The sequence below is a fragment of the Mycobacterium arosiense ATCC BAA-1401 = DSM 45069 genome (assembly GCF_002086125.1).
In the GTDB taxonomy this organism is placed as follows: domain Bacteria; phylum Actinomycetota; class Actinomycetes; order Mycobacteriales; family Mycobacteriaceae; genus Mycobacterium; species Mycobacterium arosiense.
The window spans coordinates 14,650-33,214 of the sequence record NZ_MVHG01000057.1 but is presented as its reverse complement, the minus strand read 5'-3'; the positions used below and the strand labels follow the sequence as shown (position 1 = coordinate 33,214).

The following is an 18,565-nucleotide window of genomic DNA, read 5'->3' as shown; positions in this document are numbered from 1 at the left end:
ACACGATCGTGGCAGCATGCGGCGACGGCATCACCCATACTAACAAGAGCGGGCGAATTAACGACTCAGGACACTAGCCGGCCGCCCCCTGGGCGCGGCTGGCGCGCCGACGATCCGGCCGCCGGGCGGGCGAACCGCTGCGGTGCGAGATCGCGGATTCGGTGGGCGCGGGATTGCTCTTCGGCGACCGGCTGGTCCGACGACGCCGCTGACTGCTTGAGTTGGGCCGATGCGGCGCGGGCGTGCGCACCGGCGCCCGGACGGGTGCGGGGGCCTGGTAGGGCGCGACCTCACCCACGAGCGCCTGCACCGCCTGGGATGCGGCGGTCACCTGGACAGGGGTGACCTGGATGCCGGCCTTGCGCATCAGCAGCTGGGTGTCGCGCCGCTGCTCGGGCAGGACCACGGTGACGACGTCACCGGCGCTTCCCGCCCGCGCCGTCCGCCCGGACCGGTGCAGATAGGACTTGTGCTCGGCGGGTGGGTCGATGTGCACGACGAGCTCGACCTCGTCGACGTGTACGCCGCGCGCCGCGATATCGGTCGCCACCAGCACCCGGGCACCGCCCGAGGCGAACATCGCCAGGTTGCGTTCGCGCGCGGGCTGAGACAGGTTGCCGTGCAGGTCAACTGATGGGACACCCGCCTCGGTGAGCTGCCTGGCCAGCTTGCGCGCCTGGTGCTTGGTACGCATGAACAGAATCCGCCGACCGGCGCCGGAGGCGAGCCGGTGCACCACCTCTTTCTTGGCCTCGGCGTTGGCGACGTGGAAGACGTGATGGGTCATTTCCGACACCGGCGAGTTCGGCTCGTCGACCGAATGCAGCACCTCGTTGCGGAGGAATCGCTGCACCAGCTTGTCGACGCCGTTGTCCAGGGTGGCCGAAAACAGCAGCCGCTGGCCCCTGTTCGGAGTAGCGGCCAGGATTCGGGTGACACTTGGCAGGAAGCCCAGATCGGCCATGTGATCGGCCTCGTCGATGACGGTGATCTCGACGGCCTCCAGGCTGATCAACCGCTGCTTCATCAAATCCTCGAGCCGACCCGGGCAGGCCACCACGATGTCGACGCCGGACTTCAGCGCGGCCACCTGACGGCCTTGCGAGACGCCGCCGAAGATCGTGGTGACCCGCAGGCCGCAGGCGCGCGCCAGGGGCTCGAGCGTCGCTGTGATCTGCGCCGCCAGCTCCCGGGTGGGGGCCAGCACCAGGCCCGAGGGCCGCGAGGGGCGCCGGTTGCCCGGCGACAGGCGGCTGACGAGCGGGATCGAGAAGGCCAGGGTTTTGCCGCTGCCCGTCTTGCCGCGACCGAGAACGTCACGGCCGGCCAGGGTGTCGGGCAGGGTCTCGACCTGGATCGGAAATGGATGTGTGAGGCCGCGCTCGGCGAGCGCATCGACCAGGTGGGTGCGCACGCCGAGGTCGGCGAAAGTGTTGCTGGTGGTCACTTTTCGGTGCCTTTCAGGCATCGGTGGTGCCGCGCCGGAGGCGAAAACGCCGCGCGGCATGGGCACGAGGTGGCGAGATTGCCGGATGGCAAAATCGATCGCCGCGAGACAAGGGGGAGATAAGGAAGCGTTCCACGACGGTGTTGGCTGACAAAATAATGCGGCCAACGTCGTTGTCAGCTTAGCCTATGCGGGGCCGAACGGCTAAATGGCGTGGGTCACCCCTGCAGCCGGGCCCGCACCGCGGCCAGTCGCTCCTCGAGTTCCGATTCGTCGATGACGCCGCGCACCACCAGCGAATGCGCCAACGCCACCAACCGGTTCTCCGGATAGGGCAGGCCGGCGTAGACGGTTGCCGACAGGGCGTCCTCTTCGCCGCGGCGGTCGGCAAAACCGAGCACCTCTGAACCGCGCTCGCTGCCGTCGAGCGCATCACACATTCCGTCCAGGCTCGTCTTCCAGGGTGGTACCGGGTTGCCGACCCCGTATTTGGCCGCCATCCGGCTCCAGATCTGGTCGCGCTCAACGATTTTCGCCAGCGGCGCGACGCTGCAGTCCTCGACGCGGCGTGGACTGTGCGCGGTGCTCACCTTCCACCCCGCGTCAGTGGTTTACCGGGTGGACGGCCGGGCGCGTCTGGGTGACGGCGTTGGTGGTCACCCCCGGCTTGGGCAATGCGACGCCGATCAGGCAATCGCGCGTAATGATCTCGACGAGTTGGTCTTCGGTCCAACCCTGCGTTCCGTCCGGACGGACGGGCATCACCATGAACCGATGCTTCTGGTTGGAATCTTCCACCCGGATCTCGACGTCCTCCGCGAGGATCAGGCCGAATTCCGCGAGCACCTGCCGTGGCCAACGCACGATGCGGCGCCGGTAGTTGGGGGTGCGGTACCACTCCGGTGAATTGCCCAAAATCGGGCGCGGGTAGCACGAGCACAGCGTGCAGACGATCACGTGATGCAGCGTCGGGGTGTCCTCGAGCACGTGCAGGGCGGTGAAGTCGCTCGGCGTCCCGAACCCGGTCGGTTCCAGCCAGTCGACCCCGACCTCCTTGCTGGCGGCGAGTGCGTCCGAGCGCACCAGCTCCTTGAAGTCGGGATCGAGCCAGGCCTTCGCCACCAGGCGCGCCGCCGGTGTGGGCCCGATCTGTTCGGCGAACTCGGTGAAGCGGCGATGATCTTCCGCGGTGAAAATGCCTTTCTCGATGCACAATTCGCGAAGCGCGATCTCGAGAACTTCGAAGTCGGTGATCTCGTCGACCATGGGCGCGGCGGTGCGGTCGTGCTCGTGCTCGTGGGCGGTCATGCGGAGGTCCTTTCGCCAAGCTATCCGGCCGGTTCGAGCCACCGTTGCGGGATTTCGGTTTGCAACGTGTCGTTGCCGGGTCCGGTGTAGCCGTGCCACAGGTCGGCGAGGTTGAACCGAACGATGTAGAACCATTCGGGTTGTTGGTCTGGCCCGTCCCACGTCTCGTCCTCCGCGACGGGACTTTCGTACGAGACCACCGCGATCTCGCCCGTCGCCCCGCGCACGTACTCCTGCGTTCGGGTGTAATGCAACACGGGCAAATCACGCACCACGACCCTGTCGCCGACGCTGAACTTCGGCGCGCCGGACCGTCCGGCATACACCTGCGGGTCGCCTTTGCCGACCGCGTGGCGGTGGTGCCGGTTGCGTTGGACGGCGGCGGGATCGCCTTCCGACTTGGGCTTGGCCTCCAAGGGCTTTCCGCGCAGGCCGTCGGCATAGCGCGCCTTGACCTCGGCCATGCGTTCGGCCAATTCGGTCAGGCCGATGTGGTGCTTTTCGGCGAGCACGCGTGCGACCGCCAGCAGCCACCGCCCGTAGTAGGGCAGGCCGAGATAGATGGTGCGGCCCAGGTCGACGTTGCCCATCCGGCGGCGCTCCTCGGACAGCCAGATCCCGCGCCAGCCGAGCACCTCACACATGACGTAGGTGTTGTGCTCCCAGATCTCGTACTGCTTGTTCTCGAACTCGATGGGGGCGTCCGGTTCGCCGCCGACATCGTGGGGGGTCTTGACGTAGGCGTTGAAGCGGTCGTGGTCAATGAGATCCGGCGTGGGGGCATCGGGGAGTTCGGGGTAGGAGGACTGCAGCCGGGCTATCAGGTCGAGCTGTGCGGCTCGGTCCGACGGAGTCGTCATCCCAGCTCCATTCGACTAGTCCAGCGCCGTCAATACTGCAATCCTCGCGCCGACATTGCGCAACCGCAAACCGAACTCCGGCACGGCGGTCTCCGGTAACGTCACCAGAATGGAGCGGCGCGTCCTGGAAGCGGTCATTTATGAGCGTGAACCGCCGATTGCGCGGATCATCCTGAACCGGGTGGACAAGGCCAACACCAAGGACGCTGTCCTGGTCAGCGAGGTCGACAGCTGCCTGCACGAAGCCGACCGCGACAAGGACATCAAGGTCGTCATTCTCAAGGCGAACGGCAAGGGATTCTGCGGCGGCCATGTGGCGCGGTGGGGCCCGGAGGAAAACCCCTATCCGGATTTCGGGGACACATTCGAGGACCTCTACAAAGGCACCGCCGATCTGTTTTTGTGGCCGACGCTGTATTTGTGGGAATTTCCCAAGCCGACCATCTCGCAGATCCACGGCTACTGCATGGGCGGCGGGATCTATCTCGGCCTGCTGACCGACTTCTGCGTCGCCTCCGAGGACGCGTATTTCCAGATGCCGCTCGCCCAGAGCCTCGGCGAACCCGGTGGGCACACGATGATCGAGCCGTGGCTGCTGATGAACTGGCACCGCACCATGGACTGGCTGCTGCTGGCGCCGACCCTGACCGCGCAGCAAGCCCTCGAGTGGGGCCTGCTCAACAAGGTGGTGCGGCGCGACGAGCTCGAAAACACCGTCGAGGAGATGGCGCGCAAGATCGCCCAAATCCCGCTGACCACACTGATGGCGGTCAAGAACAACGTGAAGCGCGCGTGGGAACTGATGGGCATGCGGGTCCATCTTCAGGTCAGCCACATCCTGACGAACATGGTCGGCGCCGCGTCCGATGTGCAGGCGCGGCGGGCCGAGCTGATGCAGTCCGGCATGAAGCCACGCGAATTCGTCGACCGCGACGCGCCTGACCCGTAACGGCGGCCCCTAGCGGCTCATCTCACCGGCGATCTTGCGTCCGGCGGCGTGACGCGCTGCGACGTAACCGAACACCATCGAGCTGGCGATGCTCGCGCCGGCGCCGGGATAGGTTCGGCCCATCACCGTCGCGGTGGTATTGCCGGTGGCGTACAAACCTTCGATCACCCGATCCTGTTCGTCGAGAACCTGCGCGTGCTCGTTGGTGATGACGCCGCCGCACGTGCCGACGTCGGCCGGGAGCACCCTGGTCGCGTAATAGGGGGCGGTGTCGAGCGGGCCGATGGCGGCGTTGGGCCGATAGCCGGGGTCGCCGAGGCAGTCGTTATAGGCGGACTGGCCGCGGCCGAAGTCGGGATCCAGCCCCTTGGCCGAGAATTGGTTGAACCGCCGGATCGTGTGCTCCAGTTCGTCGGCGGGAAGGTCGATCTGGCGGGCGAGGTCGGGAATGGTCGCGGCCCGCGTGACGGCACCGGACTCGATCAGCTCGGGCGGCAGCGGCTGGTTTCGCTTCAAAGTTTTCAGTGGATTGGCGCTCGTGACGTACCTGCGCACATAGCCTTCGTCGAAGATCATCCAGCACGGGACGGCCTTATTGGCGTACATCGCCTTGCCGACCTCGACGTAGGAGTTGGACTCGTTGCAGAACCGCCTGCCGGTCGAGTCGACGTAGATGGCGCCGGGACGCTGGCGTCCCGAACCGAGCGAGGCGGCGACGGCGCCGCCGTTGGCGATGAAAACCGAAGGCAGCCACCAGGCCTCGTCGAGCAGGTCGGTCTTGGCGCCCAGTCGCATCGCCGCCTCGAGCACCTCGCCGGTGTCGCCGGCGTTGGCGATCGACCACTTTCCTTCGTTGGGCTGGTTGCCGCTGTAGCGGCGGCGCATCTGTTCGTTGTGGCCGAATCCGCCGGCGGCCAACAGGACTGCCTTGCGGGCCTCGACGGTCAACGGCTTTCCGTCGCGGACGACGCGCACGCCGACCACTCTGCCGTCGTCGACAATCAGATCCGTCATCGCGGCTTGCGTCCACAGCGGGGGCTCACCGTCGCTGAGATCGATCAGCGCTTTGAGCATCTGGGCGATCAGCGAGGCGCCGTTGGTGAGGAGCTGACGCCGCCGGGCCCGGGCGATCGCGGTGCGCAGGAACACCCGCGACGCGACGGCGAAGGCGCGTGGCGCGCGGTTGAAATATTGGACCGACCGTAACTCGTTGGTCAGCACCACATATCCGTAGTTTCGGGCCAGCGGCGGCTGCACCTTGTCGCTCCAGCTGCCGAGCCGCGCAGCGTCGAACGGGATTCCCTCGACGGCGCGGCCGGAGGCGTTGCCGCCCTTGTGGTTCGGGTAGTAGTCGCTCCAGCCGGCACAGCGGATCAGCGCGATACCCTTGCGGGTGAGAAAGTTGATCATCTCGAAGCCCGCGGTGAGGAACATCTCGCGTCGCTCGGGTGAGGACGGCGCGCCGATGTCGCCGACCACGTCGGCCAGGTAGGCCAGGCCGTCCTCGTGGGAGTCCGCGATCCCGTCGGCGCGCATCAACGGGTTGTTCGGCAGCCACACGATGCCGCCCGACAGCCCCGTCGAACCGCCGACCAGCGGCTGCTTTTCGATGATCAGCGGTTCGAGCCCGCAGTCCAGGGCGGCCAGCCCGGCGACCATGCCGCCCCCGCCGCTGCCCGCTATGACCAGGTCCACCGAGTGGTCCCACCGGGTGGTCATCGCGCCTCCGCGCCGAAGCCGAGATCGACGATCGGTACATCGATGGTGGTGTTGGTCTTCTGGATGGCCGGCAGCAGGGTGGCGTACGGCAGCCCGGCCAGGAAACCGTCGATGACGCGTTCGAAGTTCGAGATCAAGCCCTCGATCTGATCGGACAACCGCATGAACTCAAAACCTCGTGCGTGCAGGCCCTTCTGCTGCCGGGGCAGGTTGGAGAAATCCTGGGCGGGGATGGGCGGCCAGCGCGGGTCATCGGGTGCCATGGGTTGGGGAGGCGTGGGCTTGCCCGTCGAGGCGTCCGCCGGAAACCGGGTGAGCGACCAGATCTCGAACAGCGTCTCCTCGGGACCGAGCGGACGGATGCGGTACGAGGACGCGCTGCTGTAGGTGGGCAGGATGAAGTGGTGCGGGAAGGCGAATCCGATCGCGTCGGTGATCCCGCGACGGTCCAGGTCGTTGAGGTCGGGAATGGTGCTGCCGCGGGCGCGGTGCCACTTGACGACGGCGTCGTTGAGCGCGGCGCGCCACGCCGCCAGCGCCGCGCCCGGGTCGGCGGGCAACTCGATGTGCTGCAGGCCTTCGGCGATGCGAATGTCGTTCTCATGCGTCATCCCGCCCATGCCGGTGCCGAGCGTGCGCATGAAATACAGGCTGCTGGCGACCACGGGATGTACTGCGGCGGAGGGCGCTTCGGTCTGCGCGGACGGCAGTAGCTGAGGATGGGTCTGCGGGACGTGGTAGCCCTCCATGAACGCCGCGCTGGCGAGTTTCCAGTTCACCGGCAGCCGGCACGATTGCCACCACTCCACGCGCAGCGACTCCACGCGCCACGCGTCGTAAATCGAGGCGAACGGTTCCATCCAGTCGCGCAGTGCCGGCGCGTCGTCGTCGAGGTTGATCCACGCGCAGCCGCCCCAGAGCTCGCAGCGCACCGAAACCAGCTCCAGGTCGCCGGGACGCATGTTCTCCTCGGCGAACGCTTCGGGACGCAGCACGAAGGTGTTGCGCCCGTCGACGCCCCAACACCAGCCGTGGAAGGGGCAGACGAAGGTGCGCCGGTTCCCGTTGCCTTCCACCAGCTTCACGCCGCGATGGCGGCAGGCGTTGTGGTAGGCGCGCACGGTGTCATGGTCGACGCGCACCACGATGATCGAGTCGTCGAGGATCTCGTACTCCACGTAGTCGCCGGGTTTGGGGATCTCCTCGAGTCGGCAGGCCATCTGCCAGACCCGAGGCCAGAACAGCTGCGCCTCCAGCGCGTAGAACTCCGGGTCGTAGTAGCGCTGCTTGGGGATTCGATCGGCGGTCTGGACCGCCCAGGGCACCGGCAGCGGCGTCCAGTTCGCCGCCGACCGACGCGGGGTTTGCGGGTTGGAAACCTCGTTGCCCATTCCTACAGCCATCTCGTCATCCCTTGTGTCGCATCACAAGATCCGCGATACCCGCCCTTGCCAGTAGCGGTCGCGGATGCGTCTTTTGTAGAGCTTGCCGTTCGGGTCGCGCGGCAAAAAATCGAATTCGACGGTGCGCGGGCACTTGTACCCGGCCAGGTGAGCCCGGCAGTATTCGATGATTTCGGCCTCCAGCTCGGGCCCGGCGATTACGCCGTCGGCCGGCTGCACGACGGCCTTGACCTCTTCGCCGAATTCGTCGTTGGGCACCCCGAACACCGCCGCGTCCACCAGCTTCGGATGCATGACAAGCAGATTCTCCACCTCTTGCGGATAGATGTTGACCCCGCCGGAGACGATCATGAACGTCGAGCGGTCGGTGAGGTACAGGTACCCGTCGGAGTCGACATAGCCCATGTCGCCGAGCGATCGCCACCCGCGGTCGTTGGACACCGATGCGGTTTTGGCGGGGTCCTTGAAGTATTCGAAGTCCGGTCCGCCTTCGAAATAGAGTTCGCCGGATTCACCGACCGCAAGCTCGCGCCCGTCGTCGCCGACCACGTGCACCGGGGCCGTCGGAACACCCACCGAACCGGGATGGTCGAGCCACTCCCGGGGGCCGATCGTGGTGCCCGCGAATCCCTCGGTGCCCCCATAGTATTCGTGAATGATGGGGCCGAACCACTCCATCATCCGGTGCTTCACATCGACCGGGCACGGTGCCGCAGCGTGGATGACGCACCGCAAGCTGGAGACGTCGTAGCGCTCCCGAATCGGGGCGGGCAACTTGAGCATGCGCACGAACATGGTCGGGACGAACTGGGCGTGGGTCACCCGGTGGGTCTCGATGGTGCGCAACACGGCCTCGGCATCGAACTTGGGCATGAGGATCGACGCGGCGCCCACCCGGTTGGCCGCCATGGTGTAGTTCACTCCGGCCGCGTGATACAACGGCGCGGGGGACAGGTACACGCTCGAGGAGTCCATCCCGTACTTGTGAATCAGCGCCAGCTCGAGCACCGACTGGGCCCAGGATCCGTTGCCATCGATGGGTAGCGGCCGCCGCACCGCCTTGGGCCGCCCGGTGGTCCCCGACGAATACAGCATCTCCGACCCGTCCGACACCGGTGGGGCCTCGCCGGCCGTCGCCAGCGCGTCCTCGTAGCACCGCCAGCCCGGCAGGGGGCCGCCGACCGAGAAATGGGCGACCACGGCGGCATTGGTGTCACGGACGTGCGCGGCCAGTTCGGGCGCCGCGGTATCGACGAGCACCGCCTTGGCGTCCGAGTCATCGATGACGTAGCTGACCTCATCGGGCAGGAAGTGGGTGTTCACCGCGGTGTAGTAAAGGCCGGAAAGCTGGGCACCCCAGGTGATTTCGAGAAACTCCGGTCGGTTGGGCAGCACCAGCGCCACGCCGTCGCCGCGGCGCAGCCCCGCCCCGTGCAACGCGGCGGCCACCCGCCGGCTGCGGGCATGCAGTTCGCCGAACGAGATCGTGCCGCCGTCGGTGATCAGGGCCGGCGACTGTGCGGCTGCGATCGCGTGATCGACGATGTTCACCGGCGAACCTAAGTTGTTGCGGCGCCGTCGCTCTGGGCGGCGGCCGCGGCCTGGCGGCGGGCGTGCTCGGATGGCAGCACCTTGTCCTTGAACACGGTCTGGATCAGCTGCTGCACGTCCTTGCTGATCGAGGCCAGCGCGACGAGGTCGTTGGAGCTCTGCCAGTGCACCCGCATGCCCATCAGCTCCCAGGCGCGTTTGAGGTTGGCCTTGGTGAGCATCAGCGTGGTCAACGGTGCCTGTGCGATGTGGCGGGCGATCGCGTCGACACGGTCGTCGAGCTGGTCGCGCGGGACGACCTCGTTGACCAGGCCGACGTCGAGTGCCCTCCTGGCGTCGATCACCTCCGCGGTGAACAGGTAGTAGGCGGCGCGACGCCAGTTCATGAAAACCCAAGGCTCGATGGAGCATTCACCCGATGGCATGCCGAACCCCTGCAGCGGCGGGTAGGAGAAGTAGGCGTCCTCCGACGCGATGACGATGTCGGTTGTCAGGCCCATGTGCGTGCCACCGCCCACGCAGTAGCCGTGCACCTGCGCGATGGTGGGCTTGGAGAACTCCCACAGGTTCAGGGTCGGCTTGACGAACAGGTCCGACTGCGCCTTCCACGGGTGCCCCGTCACCATGGCGTTCTGAACGAACGACGGGTAGTCGACGGCGTTGTTGCCGATCGCGTGACCGGAGCAGAAGCCCTTGCCGTTGGCTTTGAGCACCAGCACCTTGATGTCGTAGTCGCGGTCGGCGTCGGCCAGCGCGGCGTCGACCTCTTCGGCCAGCTTCTGGTCCTGGGCGTTGGCCTTTTCCGGCCAGTTCAGGGTGATGCGGGCGATCGGGCCCTCTTTTTCGTAGATGATCCTCTCGCGGGTCTCGTTGAGATCCATAGGGCTCCGCCTTTCCTCGTTAGGACGTGATGACGCCGATTTGCGCGCCGATGTCGTAGGTGGCCCCGACCTGACCCGTCCAGCGCACGGTGCCGGATGCCCCCGCTTCGATTTCCTGTTCCACCTTCTCGGTGGCGATCACGTAGATCGGCATGCCCGCCTCGACGTGCGCACCGGCGTCGACCAGCAGGGCGGTGAGTTCGGCCTCGGACACCGCCACTGACACCCGGGGAATGCGGATAATGAAGTCAGCCATGCGCTTTCGCCTTCTGGCAGGTGCGCTGCGCCGCTTCGACGATGCGCGCCGGCGACGGATACACCTGTGCTTCGAGCGCCGCGGCGGCCGGGTTGGGCACGAACCGCGCGGCGACCCGCTCGACGGGCGCGGCGAGTTCGCCGAACAACTCGGTCGACAGGATCGCGGCGATTTCGGCTCCGGGGCCCGCGAATTGGACCGCGTCGTGCACGATGACGGCTCGGCGGGTGCGCCGGACGGATTCGACGACGGTTTCGACGTCCAGCGGCACCAGGGTGCGCAGATCGACGACCTCGGCATCGACACCCTGCTCGGCCAGGGTGGCCGCCGCGGTGAGCGCGTCGTGCACGCAGCGCCCGTAGCCGATCAGACTCACGTCGGTGCCGGGCCGCTTGATGTCGGCCTGGCCCAGCGGGATCGAGAAGCCGGGATCGACGGGCACGGGCCCCTTTTTGCTCTGCAGCCGGATGGTTTCGACGAACAGGCAGGGGTCGGGGTCGAAGATCGCCGTCGTCAGCAGGCCCTTGCCGTCGCGTGGGGTGGACGGCACGATCACCTTCATCCCGGGAATGTGCATGAACCAGGCCTCCAGGCTCTGCGAATGGGTCGCACCGGTGGCCAGGCCGGCGTACACCTGGGTGCGGACGGTGATCGGCGCCGACGTGCGCCCGGCCGTCATGAACCGCAGTTTGGCGGCGTTGTTGATCAATTGGTCGGCGGCGATGCCGATGAAGTCCATGATCATGATCTCGGCCACCGGCAGCAGGCCGTCGATGGCGGCGCCGATGGCCGCGCCGAGGATCGCCGCCTCCGAAATCGGGGTGTCCACAACGCGTTCGTGGCCGTACTTGGTCGACAGCCCCGCGGTGGGACCGGAAGCGCCGGGATCGGCGATGTCCTCACCGAGCAGGAACACCCGCTCGTCGGCCGCGAGCGCCTGATCCAGCGCGAGGTTGAGCGCCTCGCGCATCGTCATCTCGTGATCGGCCATGTCCTACACCGGAAACCCGATGGTCGTCGCGTACACGTCGCGGTCGAGCTCGTCGATCGATGCCGCGTCCGCGGCCATGACGGCGCGCAGCGCGGCTTCCACCGCCGCCGCCGCCTGCTCGTCCATGCGGTCCAGCTCGTCGCCGCCGCAGATGCCCGCCTCGGCGAGGTGGGACCGGAACCGTGGCACCGGGTCGGCGGCGATGGCCGTTTCCAGTTGTTCGGCGGGGATGTATGGCATCCGGTCACCGAAATAGTGACCGCGGAAGCGGAAGGTCATGCATTCGATGAAGGTGGGGCCGGCTGCGCCGCGGGCGCGCTGCAGCGCCGCGTCCAGCGCGGCCTTGACCGCCAGCGGGTCGTTGCCGTCGACGCGCACACCCGGCATCCCGTATCCGGCGGCCCGATCGGCCACCCGGTCCAGTTTCATGGTGGCGCCGGTCGGGGTCATCTCGGCGTACTGGTTGTTCTGGCAGACGAAGACCATGGGGAGGTCCCACAGCGCCGCCATGTTGGCGGCTTCGTGGAAGGAGCCGGTGTTGGTGGCGCCGTCACCGAAGCTGACCACCGTGACACGGTCGAGCCCCTTGCGCTTGGCGGCCATCGCCAGCCCCACGGCCACCGGAGGCCCGGCGCCGACGATGCCGGTCGAAAGCATCACGCCCACCTCGGGTTTGGCGATGTGCATGGTGCCGCCCTTGCCCCGGCTCGCGCCGAGGATGCGGCCCATCATCTCGCCGTAAATCTCCTCGAGGGGGACTCCCTTGCCGATGAGATCGTGCAGCCCGCGGTAGGTGGTCACCAGCTGATCGTCGGGCCGCAGCGCGACGCCCATCGCGGCGGCGATCGCCTCCTGGCCACGCGAGGGCCAGTACACGCACATGAACTCACCGGTGCCGATCCCCTTGGACAGCCGGTCGTCGGCCGCCTTCATCAGCACCATGAGTTCATAGAGGCGGCGCTGGATCTTGTGGTCGGCGGTCATCGCGGAGCCCCGTTGCGGTGCAGGGTGATTGGTGCCACTGCCGTCACGCGCCCGACCATGGCTTGACCTTGAGGAAGCCGCCGCCGTCCACACGTAATTGTTGTCCGGTGATATAACGCGCGGCGTCGGACGCGAGGAACAACACCGCCTCGCTGATGTCCTCGGGTTCGACGTAGGGGATGGGCATCGCCTGGACGAACGGGAAAATCGGTTCGGCGTCCTCGCGGGTCGGCTCCTTCAGGTCGGGGCGGAAGGCCCGGTACATCGGCGCGCTGTGCAACATGTCGGTGTTGACGTTGGTCGGGTGCACCGCGTTCATCCGGATGGAGAACGGAGCCAGCGCCCGAGCGAAGTCGTTGACGTAGTGCGCGGCAGCCAGTTTCGCGAAGGCGTAGCCCGCTCCGCCGGGACCGCCGTCGATGCCGGTGGTGTTCATCGACGACATGAAGGCCGCGTTGGAACCGATGACGACGATCGACGCGCCCGCCTGCAGGTGTTTGAGGCTGGCGTGCACCAGGTTGAGCACGCCGACCAGGTCCACGTCCACCGCGTCGGCGAAGGCCTTCGGGGGCAGTCCCGCGGTCAGCGGGCAGATGCCGGCGTTGGCCACCACGATGTCGAGGTGCCCGAGTTCGGCGACGCCCTCGTCGATGGCCGTCGCCAGCGCCACCCGGTCACGGACGTCGGCGACCGCGGTGTACACGCGCTGCCCCTCCTTTTCCACCAGCAGCGCCGTTTCGTCCAGGTCCTCCGGGCGCGCCAAAGGATACTCATTGGTGTCGATGTCTGCGCAGAAATCCACGGCGATGATGTCCGCACCTTCGGCTGCCAGCATCCGCGCGTGTGAACGGCCCTGTCCGCGCGCGGCGCCGCTGATCACGGCCACCTTGCCCGTCACCCTGCCCATCGCCCGTCCTTCGTCCGTGCCTACATCACGACCCGCGTTGGCGCCCAATACCATTCGTGATCACGACTGATGCTCAAGCGGAAATGATCGGACCGCTCGCCCCCCCGCGCCGCGGCGCGGCGCGCGGTCACCGCCGCAGGCGTCGGAATGAGTCTTTCGGTCGGCTCCATCGCATCTCTTCCCCGCAAAACTGCGCTGACCTGCAGATGGGCTATCACTACGCCCAAGACTAGCTAGAATATCTAAAATAGCAAGGAATGGCCGCGACGAGGGGGTTGGCGATGTCTGACGTGCACGGCGGAGTCCTGCGGGGGGTGCGGGTCATCGAACTGGCGTCGTGGACCTATGTGCCGTCGGCCGGGGCCGCCCTGTCGGACTGGGGCGCCGACGTCATCAAGGTGGAGGGCGTGACCTCCGGTGACCCGGGACGGGCGCTGGTGGTCGGCGGATTTACCCGGCAAGCGGCCCGCCCGGATGCCGACTTCATCCTCGAACTGGGCAACCGCGGCAAGCGCAGCATCGCCATCGACATCAAATCGGAAACGGGTCGCGAGCTGTTCGGCCGGCTGTTGGCCAGTGCCGATGTGTTCTTGACCAATTGGTTGCCCGGCGCGCTCGAACGCGCCCGGCTGACCGTCGAGGACGTCCGCTCGTTCAACCCGAAGATCATCATCGCGCGCGGAACCGGCTTGGGCGTCCGCGGTCCCGATCGCGACCGCGGCGGCTTCGACGCCGCCACCTACCTTGCTCGCGGCGGGGTCGCCTACACGCTGACACCGTTCGGCAGCCAGACGCCTGCGGTGCAGGGGCCGGGCTTCGGTGACCTGCAGGGCGGGGCGACGTTGGCCGGCGGCGTCTGCGCCGCGCTGTTCCACCGTGAACGCACCGGCGAACCGACGATCGTGGACTCTTCGCTGCTGGCGCAGGCGATGTGGTCGATAGCGCCGTCCATTTGCGCCGCCGACTTCTTTGATATCGACGGGATCCCCGGTGCGCCGCCCGGCCTGGCCATCAACCCGCTCGTCAACCGGTACCAGACGAAAGACGGCAGGTGGATCCAGCTGGTGTTCTTGCAGCCCGACAAATTCTGGGCGGGCTTCTGTCGGCGCATCGGGCTGGCGGAATTGGCCGACGATGACCGATTCGTCCCGTCGGCCAACTTGATCGCCAATGCGGCCGCGGCCACCGAGCTGCTGGCGAATACCTTTGCCCGCCACGACCTGGCGCACTGGCAGGCGGCGCTCGAGGACGAGCCGGGCGTGTGGGCGGCGCTGGCAACCCCGCGGGAAACCCTGAACGACCCGCAGGTCGAACCCAACGGCTACGTGGTGACGAACGTCGACGACCACGGCGAGAAGTACCGAATCGTGGCCGCGCCGGTGCAATTCAACGAGACGCCACCATCTCCCGCGCGCGCTCCCGAGCACGGCCAGCACACCGAAGAGATCCTGCTGGAACTCGACATCGGCTGGGACGACATCGCCAAGGCAAAGGAGACCAAGGCGATTCTGTAGACAGCCGGCCGGGCCGGGGCCCGCCACCAATTATGCTGCTTTACAGCCTGATTCGATACCACGAGTCGCGAATTTCGTGGTATGCGGCCGGTCCCGAAACGGTCACAGCCGCATATCAATGTCAATGGTGGACTGGCACATCGCGACGGATCCGCAAATCATTGCACAGGGCGCCTTTTCGGATTGCGGCCGCGACGATGCGCACGGATTCCTGCCGCTATGCGAGTAGCGGTCTCACCAGGGCGCAGCAGGAGGTATCAACAGCATGACGACGAACTGGGTCCCCGCCCAAACTTCGTGCGGCCCGAACTCCGGTCGCATCCTCGACACCGCCCGGGGCATCCTCATCGGTCTTCGCCGGTGTCCTTCCGACGCCGCCCTGGACGAATTGCACAGCGCGGCAATCCGGCACAAGGTTCCGGTATTCGCCATGGCTTGGGCATTGGTGCACCTGGCGGGCGACGGCGAGAAGACGCCGAGCTTCGTCGACGCGCAGTCCGCGGCCCGCCACGAGTGGGGTCCGCTGTTCAAATCCGCCGCGCTGACTTAGCGCACCAAGACGTTGGGGCGGCCGAGCTTTCGAGGGGTAACCCGGCCGCCGCCAACCACAATTCGCCTCTAGCTACAACCAGCCTTTAACTAAAACAACGTCGGCCCGAAAGCGTGTTCGCAGGATGGCCTTTTCGAATGCGGCAGGCTATTTCGGTGGCGGCAGCTCGCGCGGACCGTCGGGTCGATCCAACTCCGGCGGGCCGTCTCGGTTCGTCAGCTCCCGTTGGCGGTCCGCCGACCGGACCGACAGGCGCTCGGCGTCGGGCCCGGCAGGCCCCGGCAGTGACGCGCCCGTGCCGCGCCCGGACACCCGGTGCTGGCCCCGCTCGGGGTCCCGTCGCGACGAGGTGACGAAGTCGGCCCGTCTCGAAGGTGTTTCGGCGCGCGCTTGGTGACCGGCCTGGGTGTCGGAGGCCTCCGAGTTGACGGCCACCTTGCGGGTGCGCTTGAGCGTGAAGGTGATCTCTTCGGTTTCCTCGAGGACGCCTTCGAACATCCGGCGCGCGGTGCGCAGCGGCTGGCTGGTGGTGTCGAACACCTTGGCCACCAACGGCGGCACCAGCGGGCGGATCCAACGGGCGGCGACCTTGGTGGCGTCCGGAATCGACGGGATCAACGGCGCATTTCGTCCTTGGTTTTGCTCGACCTCCCCGCCCGGCGGTAGCGGAGCCGGCAGGTGTTCCGCAACGTCGGTCCGCGGACCGACAGAACCCGCGGCGGGCTCCGGTGTTCTGGTGATGGCCCGGCTGGCCGCCTCGGCCTCGGCGGCGATCGGCAGATACACGTCGTCGTTGCCCGAGTCGAACTCCCGCTGCGACGGCGCATGCACCGGGGCATCCAGGGCTTCGGAAACCCGGCGGCGCTGCTGTTCACGGTCGATCTGGATCTGCGCCTCGATGGCAAGCCGCGCTTGCGTCAGTTGATGCTGGGCCCAGAGCATTTCGGCCTCTCGACGCACCTCGGCCCGTTTGATCGCGATGGCGGTGTCCGCGTCGAGTTCGGCGCGTTCGCGTTCCGCCCGCGAGGTGGCGCGGCGATCGTGCGTCGTCTCGCCGCGCCAGCATCCGAGGATCAGGGGCGCCAGGTAGAGCAGCGCGCAGGCCCCGATCGTTGACAGGCGCAGGGTCATCGCCCCGGCGTCGGTCGAGGTCAGGTCGTTCATCGCCACCCAGCGTGCGCCCAGACCCCGGTCGGCGTCGGCCACGACGCCGTCCCGCGCGTCGCGCAGCGCTTGCTCTTGTCGCGAGATCATGGCGTCCAGCCCTGGCCCGCGGTCGTCCCGCGCCGCCAGGGCGGTGTCCAATTCGTGTTGGGCATCGTCGAGAAGCTCGTTGGCCGTGCGTGTTTCGGGCCCGGCGCCCGGATCACCGGTGATTTGGGTCTGCGGGCAGCCGGGGGTGGGGTGGTACTCGCAGCGGGCGACGACCAACGCCTTGTCCTGGCGGTCACGGGCTTGCGCGACGGTGTTGTCGAGCGCGGCGCGGGCGTTCCTGGTCTGTTGCAGGGCCGCCGCCGCCCGTGCGACGCCGGGAGCCGAAGCGGCGTGGCGCATCGCCCGTTCGTCGAGCCGGTGGTCGATCGAGCTGGAAAGCAAGACCAACGCCGCGAGTTCGCCGACGACGACGCCCACCGCCGCCGCCACCGCGACGCGTCCGATGACACCGGCGCGGCTCCGACCGGGCCCCGGGATGGTGCCATGGCTGATCGCGCCGACCAGCACGCCGAAGATCAGCGTGAGGGGCACCACCGCCGGCGGTGGCCAGCGGGTCGAGCCGGAGATCGCCAGCGTCGCGACCAGCCAGGCCAGCACCGCGCCCGACAACGTGACGGCGCCGGCGACGGCGTGGGCGGACCGTTCGTGACGCTCACGCAGCTCGCGCCGGTGTCCGCCGCCGAGCCAGATGAGCACCGCCGCCGCCCGGGCCAGCCCCGAGCGCTGTTCGATTAGTTCCTGGGGCATAAGACTGGAAAACACCTCCACGTCAAGCCTCGCAGGCCACCGCCCGACACATCGAATCGAAGCGCCCCGCCTGTGGCGCGCTTCACAGATTGACGGACCAGTGGGCATCTGACCCCGGAATTGCTGCGACGCGAGCAGATCAGCGATCGTTCAGCCAGGTGTCATGAGACGGTATAAGCCTATGACGAATCACGATTATGTCACCTACGAAGAGTTCGGCCGCAAATTCTTCGAGGTCGCCGTCACTCCCGAGCGGGTCGCCGCGGCGTTCGCCGACATCGCCGGCAGCGAGTTCGCCATGGAGCCGATCGCGCAGGGGCCGGGCGGGATCGCCAAGGTCAGCGCCAACGTCAAGATTCACGAGCCCAAGGTCACGCGCCGGTTGGGCGACAGCATCACCTTCGTCATCCATATTCCGTTGTCCATCGATCTGGTGATCGATTTGTGGCTCGACAAGCCGCGTTTCGTGGTTTCCGGGGACATCCAGTTGCGGGCGACGGCGCGCGCGGCCGAACCGCTGCTGCTGATCGTCGACGTGGCAAAACCGCGGCCGTCCGACATCACGGTCAATGTGTCGTCGAACTCGATCCGCGGCGAGGTGCTGCGCATCCTGGCGGGCGTGGACGGCGAGATTCGGCGTTTCATCGCCCAGTACGTCGCCGCCGAGATCGACGCGCCCCAATCGCAGGCGGCGCAAATCATCGACGTGGCCCAGCAGCTCGAGCAGGCCTGGCCGTGACCGGCCCTGCCCACGAATACGCACGAGGCCGTCGGGGTACCCCGTCATGGTTGTGCGTTCGTCGCCCGTGGGCGGGGGCGCTGCCGATCGCCAGGGGAGGAAGACTTTGGCTCGCGTAGATGTGTCGGTGTCGTCGCAGGTGGAACCGGAAGCGGCGTGGAAGCTCGCGTCCGACCTGGATCGATTCGACGAATGGATGACGATTTTCGCCGGGTGGCGTGGCCCCGTGCCCGACACCATCGAAAAGGGCACCTGCGTCTCGTCGTGTGTCAAGGTCAAGGGTTTCCGCAACGTGATCCACTGGGAGGTCACCCGCTACGACGAGCCCAAAGCGATTGAGCTGCAGGGCCGCGGTCGCGGCGGCATCCGCCTCACGGTGGCGATGACCGTCGCCGACGATCACCCGGGATCCACCTTTCACCTGACCGCCGACCTCGGCGGCGGCTTGCTCAGTGGGCCGGTCGGGGGACTGGTTGCCCGGGTGCTGCGGTCCGACGTGCAAAAGTCCGTCAACAACCTGGCGGCCCTGCGTTAACGGCCCCGC

The 18,565-nt window shown here is 67.3% G+C and carries 18 protein-coding genes; 5 read left to right on the top strand and 13 right to left on the bottom strand.

Features of this window, described 5'->3' with window-relative positions; genetic code table 11:
• Positions 1 to 73: 73 nt before the first annotated feature.
• From BST14_RS19280 to BST14_RS19265, 4 genes are all read right to left on the bottom strand, one after another.
• Positions 74 to 1,447, bottom strand: a complete 1,374-nt coding sequence (locus BST14_RS19280) for a DEAD/DEAH box helicase (RefSeq protein WP_083065986.1) — start codon at positions 1,445 to 1,447, stop codon at positions 74 to 76.
• Between the two features lie 218 nt (positions 1,448 to 1,665).
• Complete coding sequence (locus tag BST14_RS19275; protein ID WP_083065981.1) at positions 1,666 to 2,037, bottom strand: thiocyanate hydrolase; 372 nt, start codon at positions 2,035 to 2,037, stop codon at positions 1,666 to 1,668.
• 13 nt (positions 2,038 to 2,050) lie between these two features.
• Positions 2,051 to 2,755, bottom strand: coding sequence for a thiocyanate hydrolase subunit gamma (scnC, locus tag BST14_RS19270; protein WP_083065980.1), 705 nt, complete (start codon positions 2,753 to 2,755; stop codon positions 2,051 to 2,053).
• A 20-nt stretch (positions 2,756 to 2,775) separates the two neighbouring features.
• Entirely contained in the window at positions 2,776 to 3,615 is an 840-nt protein-coding gene (locus BST14_RS19265; protein WP_083065979.1) for a nitrile hydratase subunit beta, read from the bottom strand.
• Between the two features lie 109 nt (positions 3,616 to 3,724).
• Here BST14_RS19265 and BST14_RS19260 point away from each other — a divergent pair, with 109 nt between their 5' ends.
• Positions 3,725 to 4,564, top strand: coding sequence for an enoyl-CoA hydratase-related protein (locus BST14_RS19260; RefSeq protein ID WP_083065985.1), 840 nt, complete (start codon positions 3,725 to 3,727; stop codon positions 4,562 to 4,564).
• A 9-nt stretch (positions 4,565 to 4,573) separates the two neighbouring features.
• On the opposite strand, the gene BST14_RS19255 is transcribed toward BST14_RS19260, so the two are convergent.
• Genes BST14_RS19255 through BST14_RS19220 form a run of 8 tightly spaced genes read right to left on the bottom strand, consistent with a single transcriptional unit; the run spans position 4,574 to position 13,256 of the window.
• Positions 4,574 to 6,283, bottom strand: coding sequence for an FAD-binding protein (locus BST14_RS19255; protein WP_083065978.1), 1,710 nt, complete (start codon positions 6,281 to 6,283; stop codon positions 4,574 to 4,576).
• A complete protein-coding gene (locus BST14_RS19250; RefSeq protein ID WP_083065977.1) occupies positions 6,280 to 7,674 on the bottom strand; it encodes an aromatic ring-hydroxylating oxygenase subunit alpha in 1,395 nt (464 codons plus the stop codon). The genes BST14_RS19255 and BST14_RS19250 overlap by 4 nt, the downstream gene beginning before the upstream one ends.
• Positions 7,675 to 7,707: 33 nt before the next feature.
• Positions 7,708 to 9,237, bottom strand: coding sequence for an acyl-CoA synthetase (locus tag BST14_RS19245; protein ID WP_083065976.1), 1,530 nt, complete (start codon positions 9,235 to 9,237; stop codon positions 7,708 to 7,710).
• A gap of 8 nt (positions 9,238 to 9,245) precedes the next feature.
• Positions 9,246 to 10,118: an enoyl-CoA hydratase-related protein gene (locus tag BST14_RS19240; RefSeq protein WP_083065975.1), complete on the bottom strand. Its 873-nt coding sequence runs from the start codon at positions 10,116 to 10,118 to the stop codon at positions 9,246 to 9,248.
• A 19-nt stretch (positions 10,119 to 10,137) separates the two neighbouring features.
• Positions 10,138 to 10,374, bottom strand: coding sequence for a lipoyl domain-containing protein (locus tag BST14_RS19235; RefSeq protein WP_083065974.1), 237 nt, complete (start codon positions 10,372 to 10,374; stop codon positions 10,138 to 10,140).
• Positions 10,367 to 11,365 (bottom strand): alpha-ketoacid dehydrogenase subunit beta, encoded by a 999-nt coding sequence (locus BST14_RS19230; RefSeq protein ID WP_083065973.1) that lies wholly within the window; start codon positions 11,363 to 11,365, stop codon positions 10,367 to 10,369. Before BST14_RS19230 ends, BST14_RS19235 begins: the two co-directional genes overlap by 8 nt.
• Positions 11,366 to 11,368: 3 nt before the next feature.
• The gene (locus tag BST14_RS19225; RefSeq protein ID WP_083065972.1) at positions 11,369 to 12,349 is read right to left on the bottom strand and encodes a thiamine pyrophosphate-dependent dehydrogenase E1 component subunit alpha; all 981 of its coding nucleotides are present in this window, start codon (positions 12,347 to 12,349) and stop codon (positions 11,369 to 11,371) included.
• Between the two features lie 43 nt (positions 12,350 to 12,392).
• Entirely contained in the window at positions 12,393 to 13,256 is an 864-nt protein-coding gene (locus BST14_RS19220) for a mycofactocin-coupled SDR family oxidoreductase (protein ID WP_083065984.1), read from the bottom strand.
• 257 nt (positions 13,257 to 13,513) lie between these two features.
• On the opposite strand from BST14_RS19220, the gene BST14_RS19215 reads away from it, so the two are divergent.
• On the top strand, positions 13,514 to 14,770 hold the full coding sequence (locus BST14_RS19215) for a CaiB/BaiF CoA transferase family protein (protein WP_438502187.1): 1,257 nt from the start codon (positions 13,514 to 13,516) through the stop codon (positions 14,768 to 14,770).
• A gap of 265 nt (positions 14,771 to 15,035) precedes the next feature.
• Positions 15,036 to 15,320 (top strand): ANTAR domain-containing protein, encoded by a 285-nt coding sequence (locus BST14_RS19210; protein WP_083065970.1) that lies wholly within the window; start codon positions 15,036 to 15,038, stop codon positions 15,318 to 15,320.
• Positions 15,321 to 15,467: 147 nt separating this feature from the next.
• On the opposite strand, the gene BST14_RS19205 is transcribed toward BST14_RS19210, so the two are convergent.
• A complete protein-coding gene (locus tag BST14_RS19205) occupies positions 15,468 to 17,282 on the bottom strand; it encodes a DUF4407 domain-containing protein (protein WP_083065983.1) in 1,815 nt (604 codons plus the stop codon).
• Positions 17,283 to 17,463: 181 nt separating this feature from the next.
• Here BST14_RS19205 and BST14_RS19200 point away from each other — a divergent pair, with 181 nt between their 5' ends.
• A complete protein-coding gene (locus tag BST14_RS19200; RefSeq protein ID WP_083065969.1) occupies positions 17,464 to 18,021 on the top strand; it encodes a hypothetical protein in 558 nt (185 codons plus the stop codon).
• Positions 18,022 to 18,127: 106 nt separating this feature from the next.
• On the top strand, positions 18,128 to 18,556 hold the full coding sequence (locus tag BST14_RS19195) for a type II toxin-antitoxin system Rv0910 family toxin (protein WP_083065968.1): 429 nt from the start codon (positions 18,128 to 18,130) through the stop codon (positions 18,554 to 18,556).
• The last annotated feature ends 9 nt before the right edge of the window (positions 18,557 to 18,565 follow it).

Excerpts from the sequence above, each read along its gene's own strand:
- scnC (WP_083065980.1), bottom strand. The coding sequence starts at position 2,755 with ATGACCGCCCACGAGCACGAGCACGACCGCACCGCCGCGCCCATGGTC.
- BST14_RS19265 (WP_083065979.1), bottom strand. The coding sequence starts at position 3,615 with ATGACGACTCCGTCGGACCGAGCCGCACAGCTCGACCTGATAGCCCGG.
- BST14_RS19260 (WP_083065985.1), top strand. The coding sequence starts at position 3,725 with ATGGAGCGGCGCGTCCTGGAAGCGGTCATTTATGAGCGTGAACCGCCG.
- BST14_RS19255 (WP_083065978.1), bottom strand. The coding sequence starts at position 6,283 with ATGACCACCCGGTGGGACCACTCGGTGGACCTGGTCATAGCGGGCAGC.
- BST14_RS19250 (WP_083065977.1), bottom strand. The coding sequence starts at position 7,674 with ATGGGCAACGAGGTTTCCAACCCGCAAACCCCGCGTCGGTCGGCGGCG.
- BST14_RS19240 (WP_083065975.1), bottom strand. The coding sequence starts at position 10,118 with ATGGATCTCAACGAGACCCGCGAGAGGATCATCTACGAAAAAGAGGGC.
- BST14_RS19235 (WP_083065974.1), bottom strand. The coding sequence starts at position 10,374 with ATGGCTGACTTCATTATCCGCATTCCCCGGGTGTCAGTGGCGGTGTCC.
- BST14_RS19230 (WP_083065973.1), bottom strand. The coding sequence starts at position 11,365 with ATGGCCGATCACGAGATGACGATGCGCGAGGCGCTCAACCTCGCGCTG.
- BST14_RS19225 (WP_083065972.1), bottom strand. The coding sequence starts at position 12,349 with ATGACCGCCGACCACAAGATCCAGCGCCGCCTCTATGAACTCATGGTG.
- BST14_RS19220 (WP_083065984.1), bottom strand. The coding sequence starts at position 13,256 with ATGGGCAGGGTGACGGGCAAGGTGGCCGTGATCAGCGGCGCCGCGCGC.
- BST14_RS19215 (WP_438502187.1), top strand. The coding sequence starts at position 13,514 with ATGGCCGCGACGAGGGGGTTGGCGATGTCTGACGTGCACGGCGGAGTC.
- BST14_RS19210 (WP_083065970.1), top strand. The coding sequence starts at position 15,036 with ATGACGACGAACTGGGTCCCCGCCCAAACTTCGTGCGGCCCGAACTCC.
- BST14_RS19205 (WP_083065983.1), bottom strand. The coding sequence starts at position 17,282 with ATGCCCCAGGAACTAATCGAACAGCGCTCGGGGCTGGCCCGGGCGGCG.
- BST14_RS19200 (WP_083065969.1), top strand. The coding sequence starts at position 17,464 with ATGACGAATCACGATTATGTCACCTACGAAGAGTTCGGCCGCAAATTC.